General features: G+C 62.2%; 21 protein-coding genes and 3 pseudogenes. 13 read left to right on the top strand and 11 right to left on the bottom strand.

The features are described 5' to 3' along the window. Positions 1-52: 52 nt before the first annotated feature. Positions 53-862 carry a Ku protein gene (locus shn_RS31115; RefSeq protein WP_064334387.1) on the bottom strand — a complete coding sequence of 270 codons (810 nt, stop codon included), beginning with the start codon at positions 860-862 and terminating at the stop codon, positions 53-55. Positions 863-873: 11 nt separating this feature from the next. Further along, positions 874-1779 carry a Ku protein gene (locus shn_RS31110; RefSeq protein WP_064334386.1) on the bottom strand — a complete coding sequence of 302 codons (906 nt, stop codon included), beginning with the start codon at positions 1777-1779 and terminating at the stop codon, positions 874-876. A gap of 202 nt (positions 1780-1981) precedes the next feature. Here shn_RS31110 and shn_RS31105 point away from each other — a divergent pair, with 202 nt between their 5' ends. Together shn_RS31105 and shn_RS31100 are read left to right on the top strand one after the other, a co-directional pair. Next, on the top strand, positions 1982-2164 hold the full coding sequence (locus tag shn_RS31105) for a hypothetical protein (RefSeq protein WP_064334385.1): 183 nt from the start codon (positions 1982-1984) through the stop codon (positions 2162-2164). Positions 2165-2201: 37 nt separating this feature from the next. Then, positions 2202-3074 (top strand): hypothetical protein, encoded by an 873-nt coding sequence (locus shn_RS31100; protein ID WP_064334473.1) that lies wholly within the window; start codon positions 2202-2204, stop codon positions 3072-3074. A 2-nt stretch (positions 3075-3076) separates the two neighbouring features. Here shn_RS31100 and xth read toward each other — a convergent pair whose 3' ends face one another. Next, the gene (gene xth, locus shn_RS31095) at positions 3077-3859 is read right to left on the bottom strand and encodes an exodeoxyribonuclease III (protein WP_064334384.1); all 783 of its coding nucleotides are present in this window, start codon (positions 3857-3859) and stop codon (positions 3077-3079) included. A 179-nt stretch (positions 3860-4038) separates the two neighbouring features. Between xth and shn_RS35415 the strand changes: the two genes are divergently transcribed. Beyond that, positions 4039-4290, top strand: coding sequence for a hypothetical protein (locus tag shn_RS35415; RefSeq protein WP_084438694.1), 252 nt, complete (start codon positions 4039-4041; stop codon positions 4288-4290). A 116-nt stretch (positions 4291-4406) separates the two neighbouring features. Here the strand turns inward: shn_RS35415 and shn_RS31090 are convergent, their stop codons facing one another. Both shn_RS31090 and shn_RS36135 read right to left on the bottom strand, forming a co-directional pair. Beyond that, positions 4407-4664 (bottom strand): hypothetical protein, encoded by a 258-nt coding sequence (locus tag shn_RS31090; protein ID WP_064334383.1) that lies wholly within the window; start codon positions 4662-4664, stop codon positions 4407-4409. Next, positions 4664-4957: pseudogene (locus tag shn_RS36135) on the bottom strand (SOS response-associated peptidase family protein); the annotation flags it as partial. The pseudogene shn_RS36135 and the gene shn_RS31090, both read right to left, overlap by 1 nt. 165 nt (positions 4958-5122) lie before the next feature. On the opposite strand from shn_RS36135, the pseudogene shn_RS37490 reads away from it, so the two are divergent. From shn_RS37490 to shn_RS31050, 8 genes and pseudogenes are all read left to right on the top strand, one after another. Beyond that, positions 5123-5359: pseudogene (locus tag shn_RS37490) on the top strand (ArsR/SmtB family transcription factor); the annotation flags it as partial. Between the two features lie 126 nt (positions 5360-5485). Then, positions 5486-6013, top strand: coding sequence for an arsenate reductase ArsC (locus shn_RS37265; RefSeq protein ID WP_064334472.1), 528 nt, complete (start codon positions 5486-5488; stop codon positions 6011-6013). Between the two features lie 8 nt (positions 6014-6021). Continuing rightward, entirely contained in the window at positions 6022-6447 is a 426-nt protein-coding gene (arsC, locus tag shn_RS31075; RefSeq protein WP_064334471.1) for an arsenate reductase (glutaredoxin), read from the top strand. Positions 6448-6456: 9 nt separating this feature from the next. Next, entirely contained in the window at positions 6457-7521 is a 1065-nt protein-coding gene (gene arsB, locus shn_RS31070; RefSeq protein ID WP_064334382.1) for an ACR3 family arsenite efflux transporter, read from the top strand. Between the two features lie 44 nt (positions 7522-7565). Continuing rightward, complete coding sequence (locus tag shn_RS31065; protein ID WP_064334381.1) at positions 7566-8312, top strand: sulfite exporter TauE/SafE family protein; 747 nt, start codon at positions 7566-7568, stop codon at positions 8310-8312. 82 nt (positions 8313-8394) lie between these two features. Continuing rightward, positions 8395-8712 carry a helix-turn-helix transcriptional regulator gene (locus shn_RS31060; RefSeq protein WP_064334380.1) on the top strand — a complete coding sequence of 106 codons (318 nt, stop codon included), beginning with the start codon at positions 8395-8397 and terminating at the stop codon, positions 8710-8712. Between the two features lie 49 nt (positions 8713-8761). Beyond that, complete coding sequence (locus shn_RS31055; protein ID WP_064334379.1) at positions 8762-10156, top strand: NAD(P)-binding protein; 1395 nt, start codon at positions 8762-8764, stop codon at positions 10154-10156. Further along, complete coding sequence (locus shn_RS31050; protein ID WP_371328638.1) at positions 10153-11394, top strand: MFS transporter; 1242 nt, start codon at positions 10153-10155, stop codon at positions 11392-11394. Before shn_RS31055 ends, shn_RS31050 begins: the two co-directional genes overlap by 4 nt. Here shn_RS31050 and shn_RS36130 read toward each other — a convergent pair. The 5 genes and pseudogenes from shn_RS36130 to shn_RS31025 form a co-directional block, all read right to left on the bottom strand. After that, the gene (locus shn_RS36130) at positions 11354-13345 is read right to left on the bottom strand and encodes a tyrosine-type recombinase/integrase (protein ID WP_064334378.1); all 1992 of its coding nucleotides are present in this window, start codon (positions 13343-13345) and stop codon (positions 11354-11356) included. The two genes, shn_RS31050 and shn_RS36130, sit on opposite strands and share 41 nt — an antisense overlap. Beyond that, positions 13329-14435 (bottom strand): tyrosine-type recombinase/integrase, encoded by a 1107-nt coding sequence (locus shn_RS31040; RefSeq protein WP_064334377.1) that lies wholly within the window; start codon positions 14433-14435, stop codon positions 13329-13331. Before shn_RS31040 ends, shn_RS36130 begins: the two co-directional genes overlap by 17 nt. Before the next feature lie 41 nt (positions 14436-14476). Continuing rightward, positions 14477-14779: pseudogene (locus tag shn_RS31035) on the bottom strand (SOS response-associated peptidase); the annotation flags it as partial. A 91-nt stretch (positions 14780-14870) separates the two neighbouring features. Continuing rightward, positions 14871-15995: a DNA polymerase IV gene (gene dinB / locus shn_RS31030; RefSeq protein ID WP_064334376.1), complete on the bottom strand. Its 1125-nt coding sequence runs from the start codon at positions 15993-15995 to the stop codon at positions 14871-14873. A gap of 3 nt (positions 15996-15998) precedes the next feature. Further along, positions 15999-18068, bottom strand: coding sequence for an ATP-dependent helicase (locus shn_RS31025; protein ID WP_064334375.1), 2070 nt, complete (start codon positions 18066-18068; stop codon positions 15999-16001). Between the two features lie 331 nt (positions 18069-18399). Between shn_RS31025 and shn_RS31020 the strand changes: the two genes are divergently transcribed. Continuing rightward, positions 18400-18750: a hypothetical protein gene (locus tag shn_RS31020; protein ID WP_145926125.1), complete on the top strand. Its 351-nt coding sequence runs from the start codon at positions 18400-18402 to the stop codon at positions 18748-18750. A gap of 159 nt (positions 18751-18909) precedes the next feature. Continuing rightward, positions 18910-19425 (top strand): hypothetical protein, encoded by a 516-nt coding sequence (locus shn_RS36125; protein WP_145926124.1) that lies wholly within the window; start codon positions 18910-18912, stop codon positions 19423-19425. Between the two features lie 497 nt (positions 19426-19922). On the opposite strand, the gene shn_RS31005 is transcribed toward shn_RS36125, so the two are convergent. After that, entirely contained in the window at positions 19923-20357 is a 435-nt protein-coding gene (locus shn_RS31005) for a hypothetical protein (protein ID WP_145926123.1), read from the bottom strand. Positions 20358-20378: the final 21 nt, after the last annotated feature.

Below are 20378 nucleotides of genomic sequence, written 5' to 3'. Positions count from 1 at the left end.
TGTCCATCATGCGTGTGAGAGAGAACCAACATAAGTGCCTTCCGTGAAGAATTCAGGATGCGCGCTTGCCTTTTTCGCCGGCGAGGCTCTTGCGCAATGCGTCCATGATATCGATGACGTTGCCGCCCGACGGCCGTTCTTCTCCCTTGCCTTTGCCCTTCTTCGCGGGCCTCAGCGCCTTCTTCTTCTTGGCGATGATATCGAGAAGCGCGTCCTGCACGGGATCGGAGACCATGTCCGGGGACCAGGTCTTGGTGTGCTGCTTGATGAATTTCTGGACGAGGGGAACGAGGTCGGGATCGGACTTTCCGTCGATATCCTCGAAATAGGACTCCTCCGGTCGCACCTCGTCGCCAAAGCGCAACGACCACAGCACGATGCCTTCGCCTCGCGGCTCGAGCACGACCGCCCGCTCGCGCCGGCCGATGACCAGGCGCGACACCCCGAAAACCTTGTCCGAAGCCATGGCGTCGCGGATGACGGCGAAGGCTTCGTGGCCAACCGGATCGTCGGGCACGAGGTAGTGGGGCTTCTCCAGATAGACCCATTCAATGCTGTGGCGCGGCACGAATTTCTCGATGTCGATGGTCTTGACGGTATCGAGCGCCACGGCGTCGAGCTCATCATCGGTGAGAAGGACATAGTCGTTCTCGCCGCGGGCATAACCCTTCACCTCGTCGTCGTCCTTGACGGGCTTGCGCGTGACGGCATCGACATATCGCGAGACGACGCGATTGCCGGTCGCCTTGTTCAGGGTGTGGAAGCGGACCTTTTCAGACTCCGAGGTCGCCGGTGACATCGAGACGGGGCAGGTGACGAGGGAGAGCTTCAGATAGCCTTTCCAGTAGGGACGCGGCGCCATGATCGTTCTCCTCAACCGGCTTTACGCTGCGCGGCTGCCGGGCTGCGCGCCTTCGATGCCGCGGCGCGCGCAGCCGGCTTGCGGCCGGTGCCCTTGTTGGCATTGGCGGCGGAGCGTTTCGGCGTGTCGTCACCGGCCTTCAGCATTTTGGCGCTTTCGCGCAGCGCGGCCAGCAGATCGTCGGGCTTGGAGACCTTGACCACCTTACGCTTTGGAAGGGCCTTACCCTCGATCTTCGCCTTTACCAGTTCCGCGACCGCCTCTTCATAGCGATCGTCGAACGCGGCCGGGTCGAAGTTGCCTTTCTTGGTGGAGATGATGTGCTTGGCGAGATCGAGCATTTCGCCCTTGATGCGCAGCTTCGGGATCTCATCGAAAGCCTTCTCCGAGGAGCGGACCTCATAATCATACTGCAAGGTCGTGGCGATCAGTCCCTTGCCATGCGTCCGGATCAGCACGGTGCGCATGCGGCGAAACAGGACCGTGCGTGCGACCGCAGCGACCTTGGATTTCTCCATGGCGTCGCGCAGCGCCGTGAAAGCGTCGGAAGAGACGCGGTCGGTCGGCACCAAATAGTAGGGCTTGTCGAAATAGACGTCATCGACATCGGAGCAGGGGATGAAGGCCTCGATCGTCAGCGTCTTGTTGCTCTCTGGAATGGTCGCCGCGACCTCTTCCGGATCGATCATGATGTACTGGCCGGTCTCGATCTCGAAGCCCTTGGTCTGGTCCTCGCGCTCGACCTCCTTGCCGGTGTCGCTGTCGATGAACACGCGGTTGACGCGATTGCCAGTCTTTTTGTGGATGGTGTGAAACGAGATGCGCTCGGAGGTGCTGGCGGCCGTGTAGAGGCCGACGCCACAACACACCTCGCCGAACTTGATGAAACCCTTCCACTGGGCACGATGACCGGCCATGTCCAAACTCCCGACTCGACGCAACCAAAGCGAGTCAAGCGAATCACGAACGAATTTGTTCCGATTAAAAAACGAATCAGAAATCAATAACTTAGGGTCGTTCATCCTCATCTATTGCGAGTCTCGAATATGCCTTTGATTCGCTGCATCTTTTTCGCGTCGTCGTGCGTTCTTTTCCTGACTGCAACCAAAGGAGAATGTCATGACCAAGCGTGAACTCATCGATACCGGGACCGACAAGCGTTATGTTCGTCGTGACGAGAAGGGCCAGTTCAAGGAAAGTGTCGATGTCAGCCGATCCTTGTCCGCTGATCGGCAGCAGAAGGCCAAGAATGAGGCCAAACCGGGCGAAGGCGATCGCGGTGACCGGCACACCAAGCACTGAGGCCGCGGATCGCCCCCGTCAACGGATGGGTGATGCGATGGTGGTCGACGATGTCGAAAGCGAGGATGGCGGCGAGCGCGCGGCCGTCTCGTTTGCGTTCGACCGGATGACCGTGCAGCGGTTTCGCGAGACCTTTCCGCGCGCACGCTGGAGCGACCGGCGAAAGGCCTGGATCGTTCCCGGCAAGACGGCGCGCCGCCGCATCGATCGCTGGATTGCCAAGGAAGAATCCCGTGCCGATCCCTACGCAGAGGCGAAGGGCAGGGATGCTTTTGCTTTCGAGCCGATCCTCAGCCCCTATCTCGGCGTCGATAAGGACGGACTTCGCATAACGACACCCTATTCCCGCAAACTGGTCGAGGAGATCCGCCAGGTGCCTTTCGCCCGCTGGGACGGCGAGCACAAGGTCTGGCGTGTGCCCTTCGCCTCCTATGACGATCTTGTCGACCACTGGCAGGCCATCGAGGCGGAAGCACAGCGGTGCGAGCCCGAAGAAAGGCGCAAGCGCGCTGAGGCGCGCAAAGGGACCGACCAGGAAAGGGCGTCCCGCCGTGGAGCGGCTGAGCGCAAGCGCCGGCGCATCCCGCTCCCCGCCCATGATTTGCCCCCGCTGAATCGACCGATTGCGACTACACCGTACGGCATTATCGTTGTGGACGACATCACCGGCGAGCTGATCGAGCCCAAAGAGATCGCTGACCTCTATCCTGATATTGCCGACGATCATATCTGGGGCATATGGCGGACGCCGTCGTTGGACGAATTGGTGCAGACCTGGCCTTCGCGAACCGAACCTGGCGACGAGGAGCGCCAGCGCGGCTGGTGGCTGCCGACCCTCGAAGAGTTGCGCGAGGCGCGGCGAGCCGCGAGGGCGCGCGAGCAGCGGGCGTCACCGCAGCCGTCCGCTTGACCTCAATCTGATGGCGTTTCGATCTCGATCATAACCGGCGCGTGGTCGCTGGTGTGGTCCCAGCCGCGCGGACTGCGGCGGACGCTCGCCTTCCTCAACCAGGGCGCCAGCGCCGGGCTTAGGAGAAGATGGTCGATGCGCAGGCCCGCATCGCGTTCGAAGGAGTTTCGCCAGTATTTCCAGAAGGTGTAGATCCGTTCCTTTGGATGGAGATGGCGGATGGCGTCGGTCCAGCCTTGGGCGACGAGATCGGCATAGGCTTTCCGGACCTCCGGGCGGAACAGCGCGTCGTCGCGCCAGCGCTCCGGCGCATAGACGTCGAGATCCGTCGGCATGACGTTGAAATCACCGATCAGCGCCACGGGAAGATCGAGCGCCAGAAGGTCGGCCGCGTAGGTCTGAAGCCGCTCGAACCAGCGCAGCTTGTAGTCGAATTTGGGACCGGGCGCCGGATTGCCGTTCGGCAGGTACAGACAGCCGATCAGGATGCCGTCGACGGCGGCCTCAATATAACGGCTATGGGTGTCGTCCGGATCGCCCGGCAGGCCGCGGCGCGTCAGGACGGGGGTCGCATCCCTGGCGAGGATCGCCACGCCGTTCCAACTTTTCTGCCCGTGCCAGACGGCCCCGTATCCCATTCGCTGAAGCTCGCGCCGGGGAAAGCGCTCGTCCGGGGATTTGAGTTCCTGCAGACAGACGATGTCGGGCGCGTCTTCTTTCAGCCATCGCAGAAGGATGGGAAGCCGGCCGTTGATGCCGTTGACGTTGTAGGTGGCAATTTTCACGAAGCTGCTCCGGGCGGGGCAATGGTCCGAGAGAAAACCATCCCGGAATTACAAAGGTTCCCGCGCCCTCGAAGCTCTAGGGAGGTATGCGGCAAGATGATCTCGCTTGGCGAGATCCCCGCCATTGCAAAGATTTTGAGCGCTCCTATTTGTGCTCAAGATCGTTGGAGACGACCGCGATGAAGACGATTCCCATCGATACCCTTTTTGACGCCGCCGCCGAAATCATGCTGCCGCGTCGGTGCGATCACGCTGCCCGATCTACAGTTTCGTGCATCTGTTGCGGGCAGGCGGATCGGGCGATGGACGATGACGGCTGCGGTATCTGTGATGCCTGCCTCGATGCGCCGCTGCAGGCGACCGGCAATCCCGATGGTCTTGATTTCCCAGATGGCTTTCCCCATCTATCGCTCACTGCCCGTCATCGATGAGCTGCCTGCAGCGACGATACCAGTCGCGCGTTCGCAGTCGTCCGGGTCAGAAGGGCGCTCCCCGCAAGGGTCGAGCGCCCTTCGTCACTTCGGGAAGGGGTCGCCGCAAGGTGCGGTCACGCGGATCGCCGCGAGCGCCAGGTTCCATTCTTGTCGTGGGCCAGCCGCCAGCGCCGAGCCTCGACATCCGTGCCGCTAGCGGTGCGGTAGGCCGGGATGGAGAGATGAACATCGTCGCCGTCCGGATGCCATTCTCCGATCATGGCGATCCCGTCGCCGAACTCGACCACGCACATTCCTTCGGCCGCTTCGGCATCTTCGACGCGGACCTCGCCGCCGGGGAAGGCGTGACTATGCGGGAAGGAGAAACGCATCAGCCGACTTGCTCCACTGAAAGGGAGCCGGCCGGAAGTGGCTTGATCAGTGACTTGGCGGACACGGATGGATCGAGCCAATCCGCCCAGGCGTCGCGCTCGAGGATGACGATCTGGCGGTCGTGGTAGGGGGCGATATCAGGACCGGGCTCCAGAGTGAGCATGGTGAACGCCTCGCCGACCTCCTCGGTGGCCCGCCAGATTCCGGCAATGGCAAAGATTGGCTCCCCAGCTTTCCGAAACAGCCACTTGTCCTTGCGTTTCTTGCCTTTCTCGATCGGATCCGTGAACTCAGTTATGTGGACATGCAACATCAATCTGGACGCCTTCGTGCAGAAGCATAGCAGCCCCGGCGCGCGGAGCCATCCAAAACAGCACAGCGTGCCGGGGCTGCTATGCTTACCCACTGGCACGCATGAAGGCTGGACTCGCTGCCATATGTCGATTAGTCTCGACATATGGAATCAGAACAAGCCATTCTCGCCTTCGCTGCGCTCGCCCAGTCCACGCGCCTCGACGTGTTCCGGCTCCTCATGGAGCACGAGCCTGACGGACTTCCGGCTGGCGAGATCGCCAAGCATATGGCGGTGCCTCACAACACCATGTCGACGCATCTGGCCATCCTCAGCCGCGCTGGGTTGATCGACGCCGAGCGCCAAAGCAGATCCATCATCTACCGGGCGAAGCTCGACGCCGTGCGCGATCTGACCGGCTTCCTCGTCAAGGATTGCTGCGGCGGCCACCCGGAGATCTGCGCGCCACTGGTCGCCGAGCTGTCGCCATGCTGCCCCCACAAACGAACGCCGCCAAGGAGGCCGCCCATGACTGAACGCATCTACAACGTCCTGTTTCTCTGCACCGGCAATTCGGCACGGTCGATCCTGGCAGAGAGCATTTTGGCCAAGGACGGCGGCGGCCGCTTCCGGGCGTTCTCCGCCGGCAGCCAGCCGAAGGGCGCCGTCAATCCGTTCGCCCTGAAGGTGCTGCGGGCCTACGACTATCCGGCCGATGGATTCCGCTCGAAGAGCTGGGAGGAGTTTGCGCGGCCCGACGCGCCTGTCATGGATTTCGTGTTCACGGTCTGCGACAACGCGGCCGGGGAAGCCTGCCCGGTCTGGCCGGGCCAGCCCATGACGGCGCATTGGGGCATTGAAGATCCCGCCGCGGTCGAAGGAGCGGACATTCAGAAGGAGGCCGCTTTCGTCGCGGCGTTCCGCTACCTCAAGACCCGGATTTCCGTATTCACCGCATTGCCGCTCGCCAGCATTGATCGCATGGCGCTCGGCTCGAAGCTCGTCGAGATCGGTCAGTTGAAGGGTGCGACCAGGCCGCGTCCAAGCGTGGCATGAGGCCGGTCATGGACGTCATCATCTATCACAATTCGGACTGCGGCACGTCGCGCAACACACTCGCGATGATCCGCAACGCCGGCGTCGAGCCGCATGTCATCGAGTATCTGAAGACACCACCGTCAAGGCTGATGCTGGTCCAACTCATCCAGCGCATGGGCATTTCGATGCGCGACCTGCTGCGTGAGAAGGGAACGCCCTATGCCGAGCTTGGTCTTGGCGATCCGAACCTAGCCGAAGATCAGCTCCTCGACGCCATGATGGCGCACCCGATCCTCATCAACCGGCCGATCGTGGTCAGTCCGAAGGGCGTTCGGCTCTGCCGGCCCTCGGAAGACGTGCTCGATCTGCTGCCGCCGCAACGCGGTGCGTTCGTCAAGGAAGACGGCGAGCGCGTTGTCGACCAGCACGGCCGCCGTGTCGCGACAGCATGAGGAAGTACCATGTCCACCTTTGAACGCTATCTCACCCTCTGGGTGGCGCTGTGCATCGTCGCGGGCATCGCGCTCGGCCAATATATGCCGGGGGCCTTCCACGCCGTCGCCGAAGCCGAGATCGCCAAAGTCAACCTGCCGGTCGCTGCGCTGATCTGGCTGATGATCATCCCGATGCTGCTGAAGATCGACTTCGCCGCGCTCGGCGAGGTCGGACGTCATTGGCGCGGTATCAGCGTCACCCTGTTCGTCAACTGGGCGGTGAAGCCGTTCTCGATGGCGGCGCTCGGCTGGCTGTTCATCGGCTATCTGTTCCAGCCCTACCTGCCGGCCGACCAGATCGACAGCTACATCGCCGGCCTGATCATCCTCGCCGCCGCGCCCTGCACGGCGATGGTCTTCGTCTGGTCGAACCTGACCAAGGGCGAGCCGCATTTCACGCTCAGCCAGGTGGCGCTCAACGACACGATCATGGTGTTCGCCTTCGCCCCGATTGTTGGACTGCTGCTCGGCCTCTCCGCCATCACCGTGCCGTGGGACACGCTTGTCTTCTCGGTCGTGCTCTACATCGTCGTGCCGGTGATCGCCGCGCAGCTTCTGCGCCGCCGGGTGCTGGCGACAGGCGGCGAAGCGACGTTGAAGCGCCTCCTCGACCGGCTCCAGCCGCTGTCGCTGGTCGCGCTTCTCGCCACGCTCGTTCTGCTCTTCGGCTTCCAAGGCGAGCAGATTCTAGCGCAGCCGCTCATCATCGGGCTGCTGGCCGTGCCGATCCTGATCCAGGTCTATTTCAACTCCGGGCTTGCCTACCTGCTCAATCGGATCTCGGGAGAGCAGCATTGCGTGGCCGGACCCTCGGCCCTGATCGGGGCGTCCAACTTCTTCGAGCTGGCGGTCGCCGCCGCCATCAGCCTGTTCGGCTTCCAGTCGGGCGCTGCGCTCGCCACCGTCGTCGGCGTGCTGATCGAGGTGCCGGTCATGCTGTCGGTCGTGTGGATCGTGAACCGCTCCAAGGACTGGTATGAGCGAGAATCTTCCCGGCCAACGAAAGTGGCGGATGCCGCCCAGGATAGCTAATAGTCAATCTTCCGGCTGAGACATGGAGAGGTGAAAGAGACGCATTGAGCAGCGACGATACATGGCTCGCACTTCTGTTCCTCGTTATCGCGCTGCTCTACGCTTCGGTCGGACAGGCGGGCGCGTCCGGCTACCTCGCAGTCATGGGTCTTTTCGGGTTTGGCCCCGCGGCCATGAAGACGACGGCCCTGTCGCTCAACCTCCTCGTCGCGGCCATCGGAACATTCCAGTTTTGGCGCAGCGGTTTGCTGTCCTTACGCACGTTTTATCCGTTAGCAGTTCTGGGTTTCCCATTCTCGTTGTTCGGAGGGGCGATTCACCTACCGGGGCACTACTACTATCCTGTCGTCGGCATCATTCTCCTCCTCTCGGCCGCCCAGATGATCCGCTCGGCCTTACAGCCCGCAGCAGAGCGGCGACTGCCTCCATCTGAGCCTCCGTTCATTCCGGCCCTGTTGGTCGGCGCGGGCATCGGCTTTCTGTCGGGAATGACCGGCACGGGAGGCGGGATTTTCCTCGCCCCCATCATTCTGGCGATGAACTGGGTGCCTCTGCGCAAGACTGCCGCTGTGACGGCCGCCTACAATCTGCTCAACTCGGCCGCAGCACTGGCCGGCGCCTACAGCATCATAGGAGCAGTCCCCAGTGCCCTTCCGATGTGGTTGCTTGCGGTCGGTATCGGGGGTGCGGTCGGGGCGTTCGTCGGCAGCCGTCACCTGCCGGACAATGCGCTGCGCTTCATCCTCGCCGCTGTCCTTCTGATATCCGGCGTCAAGCTTCTCTTATCCTGAGCAGCGGCGTTTTTTTGCCGATATTTCGAGAATCATGGAAAGAGCGATTGACCCTCGCTGTTTGCAGGCGTACCTTATTTCCATGAATCTCGAACAAACAGCAAAGCAGCTCGAAGCGATCGGCAACCCGACCCGGCTTCAGGTCTATCGGACGCTCGTGCGGGCCGGCGATGCCGGTCTGCCGGTCGGCCGCCTGCAGGAGCGGCTGGGCATACCCGCCTCGACGCTCTCCCATCATCTGCAACGGCTGATCGCGACGGAACTGGTGACGCAGGAGCGTCAGGCCACCACGTTGATCTGTCGCGCCAACTACCCGGCCATGAACAGGCTCATCGGCTTCCTCGCCGACGAATGCTGCGCCGACGCGGCCTGCGCGAGCAGCGAGGAAGCCGCCGCATGAACGGCTCTCTTTTTTGCCATCTATTTCGATGATCCTGGAAGGACCGAATATGACGAAGCAAGCTCTCGAATCCCTGCCGGTCGCTGTCATCGGCGGCGGTCCTGTCGGTCTGGCCGCTGCCGCGCATCTCGTCGGCCGCGGCGTGCCGGTGAGGCTCTATGAGGCGGGAGCCGCGATCGGCGCCAACCTCCGCGACTGGGGCCATGTTCGGGTGTTTACGCCGTGGCGGTATTGCGTGGACGCGGCATCGGTCGATCTGCTGGAGCGCCAGGGTTGGTCGCTGCCGCCGGCCGACGCATTCCCGACCGGAGTCGAGATCGTGCGTGACTATCTCGAGCCGCTTGCCGCGACACCCGAGTTGGCCCCGGTCATTGAGACCAACGCCCGCGTCACGGCGATCTCACGGCTCGGCATCGACAAGGTGGTCAGCCACGGCCGGGAGGAACGACCGTTCGTGCTGGTGGTGAAGACCGCCGAAGGAATCCGCCGTGATCTTGCCCGCGCGGTGATCGACGCTTCCGGCACGTGGGCCACGCCCAACCCGCTCGGCGCGAGCGGTCTGCCGGCCAACGGCGAAGTCGAATTCGCCGACCGCATTGCCTATGGCATTCCCGACGTGCTCGGCCGGGATCGGAGTACCTATGCCGGACGAACGACGCTGGTGGTCGGTGCCGGACACTCTGCCGCGAACGCGCTGCTCGATCTTGTCCGTCTGGCGGAGACGGAGCCGACGACCAGGGCGATCTGGGCGACGCGCAGCACCAACCTCGTCCGCATCTACGGAGGCGGCGATGCGGACCAGTTGCCGGCGCGTGGTGAGTTGGGCGCTGACACGCGCGATCTGGTCGAGAGCGGCCGCGTGCCCCTCGTCGCCGGCTTCGCGATCCTCGCCATTCGTGAAGAGAATGGTCGGCTGATCGTGGATGGCGAGACGACCGAAGGCCCGCGCACGGTTGGCCCTGTCGACCGGATCGTCGCCGCGACCGGCCAGCGGCCCGACCTGTCGCTGACGCGCGAGCTACGCCTCGATCTCGATCCATGGCTCGAAAGCACAAAGGCGCTCGGCCCGCTGATCGATCCCAACGAACACTCCTGCGGCTCCGTGCCGCCGCACGGCCATCGCGAACTCGCCCATCTGGAGCCGGGTTTCTACACTGTGGGCATCAAGAGCTACGGCCGCGCGCCGACCTTCCTGCTGCTGACCGGCTACGAGCAGGTCCGGTCCGTTGCTGCGGCGCTCGCCGGCGATATCGTCGCCGCCGACAATATCCATCTAGTGCTGCCCGAGACAGGCGTGTGCGTCACCAATTTGGATGTCGGCGGGGCTGGCGTGTCGGGATGCTGCGGCGGTCCGGCGCCGGCCGAGGTCGATGCCTGCTGCGTTGCCGACGCCGTGGCGAAGGAAGAAGGCAAGAAGGGATGCGGCTGCGGGGTCGCCGCGTGAGCGTCGCAGCCAGCGACGCAGCCCCTTCGCACTACGAGCCGCCGCGCCTCCTGTTCGTCATTCCGGTCCTCGGCATCACGCAGATCCTCGCCTGGGGCTCGTCCTACTATCTGCTGGCCGTTCTCGCGCAGCCGATCGCCAGCGATACCGGCTGGCCGCTGGCCTGGGTGGTCGGCGGCCTTTCCCTTGGTCTGCTGGTCGCCGGCATCGTCTCGCCGCGCGTCGGAGACAGCATCCAGCGCCTCGGCGGCCGGCTGGTGCTTGCCACCAGTGCCGTGTTCCTTGCGCTCGGGCTCGCCGGCCTTGCCCTGTCGCCGAACCTGCCGTTCTACATCGTGTCGTGGCTGGTGCTCGGTATCGGCATGGGCGCCGGCCTCTACGACGCAGCGTTTGCCACGCTCGGCAGGCTCTATGGTCAGCGCGCTCGCACGGCAATCGCGTCGCTCACCCTGTTCGGCGGTTTTGCCAGCACAGTTTGCTGGCCGCTCTCGGCCCTGTTCGTCTCGGAGTTCGGCTGGCGGAATGCCTGTCTGATCTATGCGGCGGTCCACGTCGTCGTGCTGCTGCCGCTCTATGTCTTCGCCCTGCCGACCGAGCCGAAGCGTAGTCTCCGTGCCGGCCTAGTCCCCGAAAGCCGTGCTGGCGCGACCGTCGCTCCGGCGGCGGCGACCTCGAAGCTGGTATTCGGGCTGGTCGCCCTGGTCATTACCATCAGCTCGATGATCTCGGCGATGCTGTCGGTGCATCTGCTCACCATCCTTCAGGCGCGCGAGATCGCGCTTGCGGCCGCCGTCGCGCTCGGCGCGATCGTCGGGCCGTCGCAGGTCGGCGCCCGGGCGATCGAGATGCTGATCAGCCGCTTCCATCATCCGATCTGGACGAAGTTCGCTTCCACAGTGTTCGTGGCGATCGGCGTCGGGCTTTTATGGATCGGGTTCCCGGTCATCGCCGCCGCCTTGATCTTCTACGGCGCCGGCATAGGCATCGAGTCGATCGCGCGCGGCACGCTGCCGCTCGCCGTTTTCGGAGAAGGCCGCTACGCCTCGATCATGGGCCGCATCGCCATGCCGAGCCTCATCATGCAGGCGGCGTCGCCGTCGCTCGGCGCGCTGTTGATCGACTCGTTCGGAGCCGATGGCGCGCTCGAAACGCTGCTTGCCGTCGCGTTGGTCAATGTGGTGCTGGTGGTAGCGCTGTTCACCGTGCTAAAGCGTCATGAGGTGAGGCGTCCTGGTTGACGATTTGTGGTTCGCCGAGATCCGATAGAAGTTCCTCGATGCGACGCTGTGTGCATTCGTGACGCTCGGCCTCCCGATGAAAGCCCTTCATCCGCGCTTCGTCGGCCAGCGTAATCTCGCGAATCCGACGCTCGCGCAGCCGCGGCGCGTAGTCGGGCGTCGTCACGAACTTTGCACAAGTCAGGTAGAGATCGCATTCGCACGGACCTTCCTCCGGTAGTCGGAGGCAATGACCAAGCTCCAGCTCCGTGCGGAAGAAGTTGGCCTTCAACCAGGCGAGGGAATCCTCCGGCATTGCCCTCGAACGCAACGTCTCGGCGAGAGGTCCAGCGATCAGCGCACCGGGGCCAAGCACCTTCATATAGTCCTCTCGGACCGTCGCATCGCTCAGATGCGCATAAACCAGCGTCATGCCGGTGCTGGTGTGTCCGAGCATCTTCATCACGGTGTGGACCCGTGCGCCGCCCTCGATCAGTTCGGTGCCGACGGTATGGCGAAAGCGATGTGCGGTGATCGTCGCGCGACCACGATCGTCCACCAGACCAGCGGTCTGGCATGCCGATTCCAGAGAGGCTTCGAACAACCAACTTGCCGATATGCATCGGCCCTTCAGTGAGAAGAGCCGGCGCACCTCGATTCCTGTGCGCTCGTCGGCGAATCCACGGCCGGGCGGGTCCAGGGCCTGAAGCTCGCGAATAGCGTCCGCGGCTTCCGGGTGGAGCGGAACCATTCGCTCCTTGCCAGTCTTGCCAGCCGGAATGCGCAGGCGCGGTGTGCCATCCGGATAGGTATCGAGACAATCGAACTCAAGCCGCATAATCTCGGACCGCCGGGCGCCACTCCATCTTGCTATGATCAGCGCGGCTCGCTGATAGACATCCGATAGCTCTCGAACTGCCGACATGAGGCGGCCAAGCTGTTCGGCTGGAATAAAACGCGGAAGTCTGGTCGGCCGCTTGGGCAGGTCGCGCGATCCGATGATCGGACGCGACGGTGCTTCCGGCCACTCCCAGGCAGTTGTGTCATGGAACATGACCGACAGGCCACAGAGACGCTGGAGCTGGACGTCGAGCGACAGGCCAGCCTCCACAAGGCTGGCTGCATAGGTGAGGATATGCTCGCGCTCCAACTCGCTGAAGGATTCGATGTCCGGCTCGTTGTCCCAAAGCCAGTTCGCCAGATGACGCCCGCCATTGCGGTACTTCTGCACCGTATCTGGCCGAGCGCCCATCGCAGCGCGCGCCTCTGCATATCGCACGATGAGCGCTTCCATCCTCGGCTTGACGCGGAAGATGCGCGGCCGGATCGCCGTGCGACGTGGCGGCCTCGCCACAAGATGCTGGTGATAGAGCGCGGTTTGCAGCGACCACGCGGCTCCACGCATCGCCACTCGCCGGCTGCGAAAGAACGCCTCGGACCTGAACAGTTCCGCGAAGTCCTTTCTCGCCTCCAGAGCGCCCCATGCGGCCCGGAACTCTTCGATGTGCCGCTCACCGACGTTGATCACGCCCTCTCCGTGGCGAAGATAGAACAGCCTGATCGCGCGACCGATCCGCTCGTGGCCGCGCTTATATCCAAGCGTCACGAGTTGCTCGCCGAGCCGTTTCTCGAACGCCCGCACAGCCGGCGGAAGAAAGTCGTCGCGGAACCGATGATCGCCAACACCAATGATCCAGTCCCATTCGAGATCGATGCGCCCGATCGACGAAAGGAAGTAGATGTATTGCCGCCCCTTGAGGCTGGCATAGGCCGGACCGCGCCTTACCACGGACGCACCGATACGATCGGTGAGTGGGGCCGTTAGCCATTCATCGAGCTGGGGGTAAAGGCGCGAGAAGGCCCAGGCGTGCTGGAGGGGTTGGTTGCGACCTCCCGGTGGATGTGAGCCGACAACCGCCTCATAGAGATCGAGCGCATGTCCGCCTTCGGGCCGTTCAAAGAGCTTCGGCATTGCGCACCCGGTCGGCCTGCACCGCGAGGGCGCGTCTGTAATCCTCCAGCATCATGGCATCGCTGACCCTGGTATAGCCCTTGGTCGATTCATAGGACGCGTGACCAAGGCGGCGTTGGAGGGCCAGTTCGCGCATCCCTCCTTCCCAGAGCCAGGTCGCATGGGTGTGGCGCAGCGCGTGCGGCGTGATCCAGGATTCGCGCAGTCCGGCCGCGATGCAGCGGCGTTTGAACATCTTGGCGAGCGCGGCATAGCTGAGAGCCTCGGTCGCCCGGTGCCCACCTCCGCCGACGAGGAACAGGTGGCGGCTCGGCGCGTTCGTTGGTCGTTCGGTGGCCACATAGCGGCTGACCGCCGCGAGGGCCTCTGGCTCGTGCAGATCGATGACGCGCTCCTTCCGGCTCTTTGTGCGCACGCCCTTGGGATGGTCGGTTCGATGGCGAATCGTGACGCGCCGGCGGCCATACTCGATGTCGTCGAGATGGACGTTCAGCACCTCTCCGGGGCGCAGCCCTCCTTGCAGCATCAGCAGGATCATCGCGCGGTCGCGAATCCTATCGATTACCGCCAACAGGGCTTCGACCTGATCGCGCGATAGCGGCCGCGGAATACGCTCCACCCGCTTCAGGCGCCGCGCACCACGCGCTCGCCGTCGCGCGACGCCGCCCCGTGCCAGCTCCTGCGATGTTGCCAGCGGATTGGCGTCAACACCCGGTTCGCCGGCCAGAACGAGATGATCGAAAAAGCTCGAGATCGCCGCCATGATGCGGTTGATGCTGGTCGGCGACAATGTGGTGCGCACGGCGGCTGGAAATGAGGTCAGCCGAACCCGATTGCTTTGAATCTTGCCGAGCCAAGCCAGCAGATCGACGCTGTGTGCGACCTTGAACGATGAGAGGGTCAGGCCGCTCTCTCCGAGGAATACATAGAAGCGCCGGAGGTCGTAGAGATAGCCGGCAACGGTATGCGGCGAACACCCGCGCCCAAGCAGACTGCGGACAAAACTCGCCGCGCGCCCATCGACCTCACCATGTTCGTCGATCAGCTCAAAGCGATCGCCAGCCTCCTCTCGCACCCGGACAACGCGCATCCTCGACCCCTCCAAATCGCATAATCAATAAGTGTCCACATAAACTCGTAGAACCCATCACTGAGGATCAAAGCCCGGTTCGAGGCGAACTCGCGCCCCTCCGACCTGAAATTATAGACCGGCTTCTTGCTCGGTCCCGGCCAGCTCCACCGGCGCTGGACAAGCTCGCCTACGCCGCGCTCGCCTTCAATAGTGCGAACGATCGGGGCCGTGTCGGTGATTCTGATATCCTCGCGCGCCTCGATGTTCGGCCTGCCCTCGGGAAAGCGGATCTTGATCTTAAGGTGCTCGAATTCCTCGATGACCGAGGCAAGCTCGACCATCAATCTGTAGTCGTTGCACATGGTCCCTCCAGCGGCTCGGCGGTATCGCGGCTTGGAATAATCTAGCGCGGCGATCTCGGATTTCGATGCGGCCGGGCGAGCAGAGGTGAGTTTAGATCTCTAGTTGAAGCTGCTCATCGTGCCCGCTCTCGACGTCGTCGGTGAAGGACGACAGGGTGACGCCGAGAAGACGAATCCCCTTCGCCGTGGGAAACAAGGGAACAAGGAGGGAGTGGACGGTCGCGACGATCTCGCCGGCCGATCCGAATGGAGAGGCTTCGGTCCTGCTCCGCGTGATGATCTGGAAGTCGGCGTATTTCACCTTCAGGGTCACTGACCGGCCGTGCAGGTTCTTGGCTTCGCAATGCCGCCATACCTTGGCGACGAGCGGGGAGATTTCCGTACGCGCTGCATCCAAATCGAAGATATCCGTCATAAAGGTATCTTCGGCGCCGACGGACTTGCGCTCCCGGTCGGGGCGAACCGGGCGATCGTCGATGCCGCGGGAGATGTTATAGTACCAAGCACCCGACTTTCCGAAATGCTCCTGCAGGAAGGCAAGCGACTTTTCCCTGAGATCGGCGCCGGTCAGAATGCCGAGCCGTTCCATCTTCGCGGCGGTCGCAGGTCCCACGCCATGGAATTTCTTGACGGCGAGCCCCTCGACGAAAGCCGGTCCGTTCTTGGGCGTGATGACCGCCTGGCCGTTGGGCTTGTTGAGGTCGGAGGCCATCTTGGCCAAAAACTTGCAGTAGGAAATCCCGGCCGAGGCGTTGAGCCCGGTGACTTCCTTGATGCGGGCGCGGATCCTGGTGGCGATCTCCGTCGCGATCCGAATGCCCTGCTTGTTGGCCGTGACATCGAGATAGGCCTCGTCGAGCGACAAGGGCTCGATAAGGTCGGTGTGTTCTGCGAAGATCGCATGGATCTGCGATGAAACGGCACGATAGACGTCAAAGCGCGGCGGAACGAAGATCAGATCCGGGCAGCGCCGCTTGGCGGTGATCGATGGCAGGGCGGATCGCACGCCGAACACTCGGGCCTCATAGCTTGCTGCCGCCACGACACCGCGGGCGGCCGCACCGCCGACAGCAACGGGTTTGCCCCGCAGTTCCGGATTATCGCGCTGTTCGACGGAGGCATAAAACGCGTCCATGTCCACATGGATGATGCGCCGGACTCGCTCCTCGCGGTCCGGTTTCTGCTCCTCTATCTCGGCCGATATGACGGGCTGCATGGCTCATTTCCACATCGATCGCATCCGCGCACCGATATCGACGCGGACTTGGCGCGTGCTCTGCTCGCCGGCGGAGGCACCCACCTTCGGCCAGCCGGCCACCTCGAAAAACTGCAAGAGCGTGGCCGGGATGAAGCGTGTTCGCGCAGCGGTCACGTATCGGTCGCCCCTTGCGTTTTGCCCGCTCGTAAAAAACCGCTGCGGCGTGATCAGGGTGAGGCTATCGCGCGCCCGCGTCATGCCGACATAGAGCAAGCGCCGTTCTTCCTCCAGCTCGGGGGTAGAGCCGGTGCCAAGGTCAGATGGGATGCAGCCGTCGACGACATTGAGCATGAATACGGCACGCCATTCCTGGCCCTTGGCCGAATGGATCGTGCTCAAGATCAGGTAGTCTTCGTCAAGGAGCGGCACGCCGGCCTGGTCGCTGGTCGCATCGGGCGGGTCCAAGGTCAATTCCGTGAGAAAGCGCTCACGACTGGCGTAGCCGCCGGCGATCTGTTCGAGCTGCAGCAGGTCATCCTTGCGGGTGTCGGCGTCCTCATGGATGCGTTCGAGGTGCGGCTCGTACCACATTCGAACCGTGCCGATCTCCGCCGGCCAGCCTGCCTCCGCCTTTCGTAGCGCCGAGACCAACGTCACGAAGGCGCCCCAGTCGTCGCCGGTTTTTGCCGGTGGCGGAATTTCGGCGAGCGACTGCAAGGGCTCGGGGTCGGCGGCAATCGTGTTGAGGATCTTGCCGGCCGTCTGCGGCCCGATACCTGGCAACAACTTCAGCACCCGGAAGCCGGCAACCCGGTCGCGCGGGTTTTGGCTAAACCGCATGACCGCCAGCATGTCCTTGACGTGCGCGGCGTCGAGGAATTTGAGACCGCCGAATTTGACAAAGGGAATGTTTCTCCGCGTCAGTTCGATTTCCAGCGCGCTGCTGTGACTGGAGGTGCGGAACAGCACCGCCTGCTGCTTCAAGGTGAGGCCGATTTCGCGGTTGGCGAGCACCTGCTCGACGATATAGGCGGCCTGGTCCACCTCGTCCTTGACGGTGACCAGCATGGGCCGTTGCTCGGAGGCGCGGTCGGTCCAGAGATTTTTCGTATAGCGTTCCCGCGCCAGTTCGATGACACCGTTGGCCGCAGCCAGGATCGGCTGGGTCGAGCGATAGTTGCGGTCGAGCGTTATGACATCGGCCGGCTTCGGCGAGAATTCTTTCGGAAAATCCAGGATGTTGCGGATGGTCGCAGCGCGGAAGGAATAGATCGACTGCGCGTCGTCGCCGACGACAGTCAGGCCGCGGCCGCCGGGCGCCAGAGACATCAGGATCGACGCCTGCAGGCGATTGGTGTCCTGGTATTCATCGACAAGGATGTGGTCGAAGCGGTTGCCGACGTCCTCGGCCAGCTCCGGCTCGGAAACCATCTGCGCCCAGTAGAGCAATAAGTCGTCGTAGTCCAGAACGTTCTGTGCCTGCTTGGTTTCAACGTAGGCGGCGAAGAGCTGCTTCAACTCCTCTTCCCATTCCAGCACCCATGGATAGGACGATTTCAGGATCTCCTTGATCGAAGCCTCGGAATTGACCACGCGGGAATAGATGGCGATGCAGGTGCTCTTTGTGGGGAACCGGCTCTGCTTTGCAGAAAAGCCAAGGTCATGCCGGACGAGGTTCATCAGGTCGGCGCTATCCTCGCGGTCATGGATGGTGAAATCGACGCTGAGACCGATCTGCTCGGCATACATGCGCAAGAGCCGGGCGCCGATGCCATGGAAGGTGCCGGCCCAGGCCAGCGCGTCGGTCATGACGGCTGCGTTGTCACCGAGCACCTGCCGGCAGATGCGCTGCACACGGCGCGCCATCTCGGACGCCGCCCGCCGCGAAAAGGTCATCAGCAGTATACGGCGCGGATCAGCGCCATTGACGATCAGATGCGCGACGCGGTGCGCCAGCGTGTTGGTCTTGCCGCTGCCCGCGCCGGCGATGATCAGCAGCGGGCCGCCGATCTTCCCATCCGGCAGGCCGATACCGTGCTCGACCGCCTCGCGCTGCCGGTCGTTGAGTTTTTCGAGATGAGCCGCTGCCATTCGTCCATAGCTTTGAGAAGAGATTTCCGAGCCCGCCGCCGAATTAGGGGATAACGTGGAAGCGGGAACATACAAAGAACGTATCAGCGCATTCGCCAAATTGAAACCCTGTAGATCAGCGACACGACGGTCGGCGCGGTCTCATTCGCCGATCCGCGGTGAGGAAGTCCTGGAAGATTATGCTGGCCGCCCTTTGCCCTTTATGCTGGAAAAATGGTCGGTCCGGGCGTGCAATCGTGAACTGAATAAAGCGCCGCGACAGGCGCGGTGCTGGATTAGCGAACGAACTCCGTGCTAATTTCTTGCGTAAAGGCGAGGTGAGGCGCGCGCCTTGACCGCGTCCGCTATTTCGATGGTGTTGATGAAGCAGTTTGTTCCTGAGCCTTTGCCCGAGCCGGATGACCCGAGCTTCAATGACCTTCATCGCGCATGCCTTTTGTGGGTCTATTACCTTCGCGCGGAGAGCGAGGTGAAGAAGCAGGCCTTTCTATATGAAGCGGCCCGTCACCTCATGGTGCTTGAACCCTGTGGTGATGAGGGCGAACAGGTGTACGCGCAGGTGTGGGAGGCGATAAGGCGCCGCGAGCTCGCGAGAGCCTCCGTCAAGACGAATGCCGGTTATAAATATGTCGAGGCGACGGACGAAGGTAGTTTCAGCGCTTTCAAGGTGATCGCCTACTGATGTCAGGGGATGGTTATACAAACATAATCAATAACTTAGTTCCATAATGAAACTTATGTGACATGATATAACGCCACGTTTATATCTTGTTCTCAGATGCGACAGAGAGTGGGGCGATGCGTGGGCGGATTAGTACTGGTAAACCATTGGGAGCGCATTGTGCTGGCTTCCGTCATGGAATTCTTGGGTGCAGAGGATCGCGCTGCCGCTCTTGAAACACGACAAGATGCAGAGGCGGCGCGGGACGCAGCCTACGAGGCGTTGCGGCGGAGCATGGTCGCAGCCGTTTTCCTGCACCACTTTGCCGAAGTTGCCGTTAACCGGAAGCATCCGGCACTTCATGGCTTGGACAAACTGGATATTTACAAGCAACTCTCAGCAAAAACGGTCGCACCTGATCAATCCGCCCGCCCCGACGATGGTAAGATTCTCGGAGAGGTGGCGGATGCAATCAAACATGGGGAACTTACCGCCCATCATATTCGCCATGTTGCAAAAAATGGACGCGTCATCGAGTGGACCTATGACCCTGCGTCCCTGTTTGCGGAAGGTAGCGCTAACGGCGTGCCGCAGATTGTTGTGGTGACTGCGGCCGGCAGCCGATCATTGCGCGCCGTGATGCAGAATGTCTGCACCACCTGGAGCAACTGGCTTGGATTAACTCCCACCGCATAGATCGCGAATGCGGCCAGGCCGAATGCGCCAAGGGCAATCAGCCCAAGCAAGGTTTCAATAGGAAGACCCGAGACGCTCTTCGTCACTTCAACAATCGAGTCCTGCATCACCTGCGCTCCGTAAGTCGTGGGGCGATTTCCGCGTTTATGCGAAAAATTTAGTCGCTAGACAAATCTATCTCTAGAGACAGTTGGAGAGCAGTTGAGGGACTTTATTGCATTTATGATTTAAAAATCAATGGGATATTTTTCTGCAAAGAGTTTATAAAGGTCCCTGAAACAGTTCACGAATGACCGCCCAAGGACTAAACTGCCGCTTTCGCGGGATTTTCATGAACTCAATTTGCCCGCTGAAGTTCGACGAAAACGAGTTTTTAGACCTAAGAATTCCGACCCACGGTCATGAGTGGCCGCAGCAAGATAGCGATTGGGACGGCCAAAATCATCAAAGAAGTTGCAAAGGCCCTCACTGATAAGACGGCCCGCGGGCAGCACCACTTACTCTGGTTTGCTCCCTGGTTTGCAAATGAGCGGCCGAAGCTCCTGCACGATCACACCAGCTTTCGGCGATAGCATCGCGCCGATCCAGTTGTCCGAAAATGTCCCGGCCGCATCAGCCGGTGAAAGCCAGATCACCTCGTTCGTGTCGAGCTCGATTTTCACCTCGCTCCCGATCGGACTGCCGGCGACGGTCTGAACATAGTGACGTTTGATCGAATGGGCCTTTCCTTCCGCGTCGACCAGCTGGTTCTCGCGATAGGCCACCGCGATCGTGCCGGCCTCCCCGCGCGATGCGCAATCGGTCGCCCGCTCGCATCGAATGACCGTCGAAAACGTGCAGGACCAGGTAAAGCCGCTACGCCACATCGGATTGTCCGCAGCCCATGCCGCGGACGCCGTCAGGAGCAGCGCCGAAATCAGCGGGTATTTCAAGATTCTCATCCCTTTTGGCCC

Source organism: Shinella sp. HZN7, from assembly GCF_001652565.1.
In the GTDB taxonomy this organism is placed as follows: domain Bacteria; phylum Pseudomonadota; class Alphaproteobacteria; order Rhizobiales; family Rhizobiaceae; genus Shinella; species Shinella granuli.
This window is presented reverse-complemented; position numbering and strand designations above follow the sequence as displayed.

Bases quoted from the DNA above. Each gene is read 5' to 3' on its own strand.
- shn_RS31115 (WP_064334387.1), bottom strand. From the start codon at position 862: ATGGCGCCGCGTCCCTACTGGAAAGGCTATCTGAAGCTCTCCCTCGTC.
- shn_RS31110 (WP_064334386.1), bottom strand. From the start codon at position 1,779: ATGGCCGGTCATCGTGCCCAGTGGAAGGGTTTCATCAAGTTCGGCGAG.
- shn_RS31105 (WP_064334385.1), top strand. From the start codon at position 1,982: ATGACCAAGCGTGAACTCATCGATACCGGGACCGACAAGCGTTATGTT.
- shn_RS31100 (WP_064334473.1), top strand. From the start codon at position 2,202: ATGGTGGTCGACGATGTCGAAAGCGAGGATGGCGGCGAGCGCGCGGCC.
- shn_RS35415 (WP_084438694.1), top strand. From the start codon at position 4,039: ATGAAGACGATTCCCATCGATACCCTTTTTGACGCCGCCGCCGAAATC.
- shn_RS31090 (WP_064334383.1), bottom strand. From the start codon at position 4,664: ATGCGTTTCTCCTTCCCGCATAGTCACGCCTTCCCCGGCGGCGAGGTC.
- shn_RS37265 (WP_064334472.1), top strand. From the start codon at position 5,486: ATGACTGAACGCATCTACAACGTCCTGTTTCTCTGCACCGGCAATTCG.
- arsC (WP_064334471.1), top strand. From the start codon at position 6,022: ATGGACGTCATCATCTATCACAATTCGGACTGCGGCACGTCGCGCAAC.
- arsB (WP_064334382.1), top strand. From the start codon at position 6,457: ATGTCCACCTTTGAACGCTATCTCACCCTCTGGGTGGCGCTGTGCATC.
- shn_RS31060 (WP_064334380.1), top strand. From the start codon at position 8,395: ATGAATCTCGAACAAACAGCAAAGCAGCTCGAAGCGATCGGCAACCCG.
- shn_RS31055 (WP_064334379.1), top strand. From the start codon at position 8,762: ATGACGAAGCAAGCTCTCGAATCCCTGCCGGTCGCTGTCATCGGCGGC.
- shn_RS36130 (WP_064334378.1), bottom strand. From the start codon at position 13,345: ATGCCGAAGCTCTTTGAACGGCCCGAAGGCGGACATGCGCTCGATCTC.
- shn_RS31040 (WP_064334377.1), bottom strand. From the start codon at position 14,435: ATGCGCGTTGTCCGGGTGCGAGAGGAGGCTGGCGATCGCTTTGAGCTG.
- dinB (WP_064334376.1), bottom strand. From the start codon at position 15,995: ATGCAGCCCGTCATATCGGCCGAGATAGAGGAGCAGAAACCGGACCGC.
- shn_RS31025 (WP_064334375.1), bottom strand. From the start codon at position 18,068: ATGGCAGCGGCTCATCTCGAAAAACTCAACGACCGGCAGCGCGAGGCG.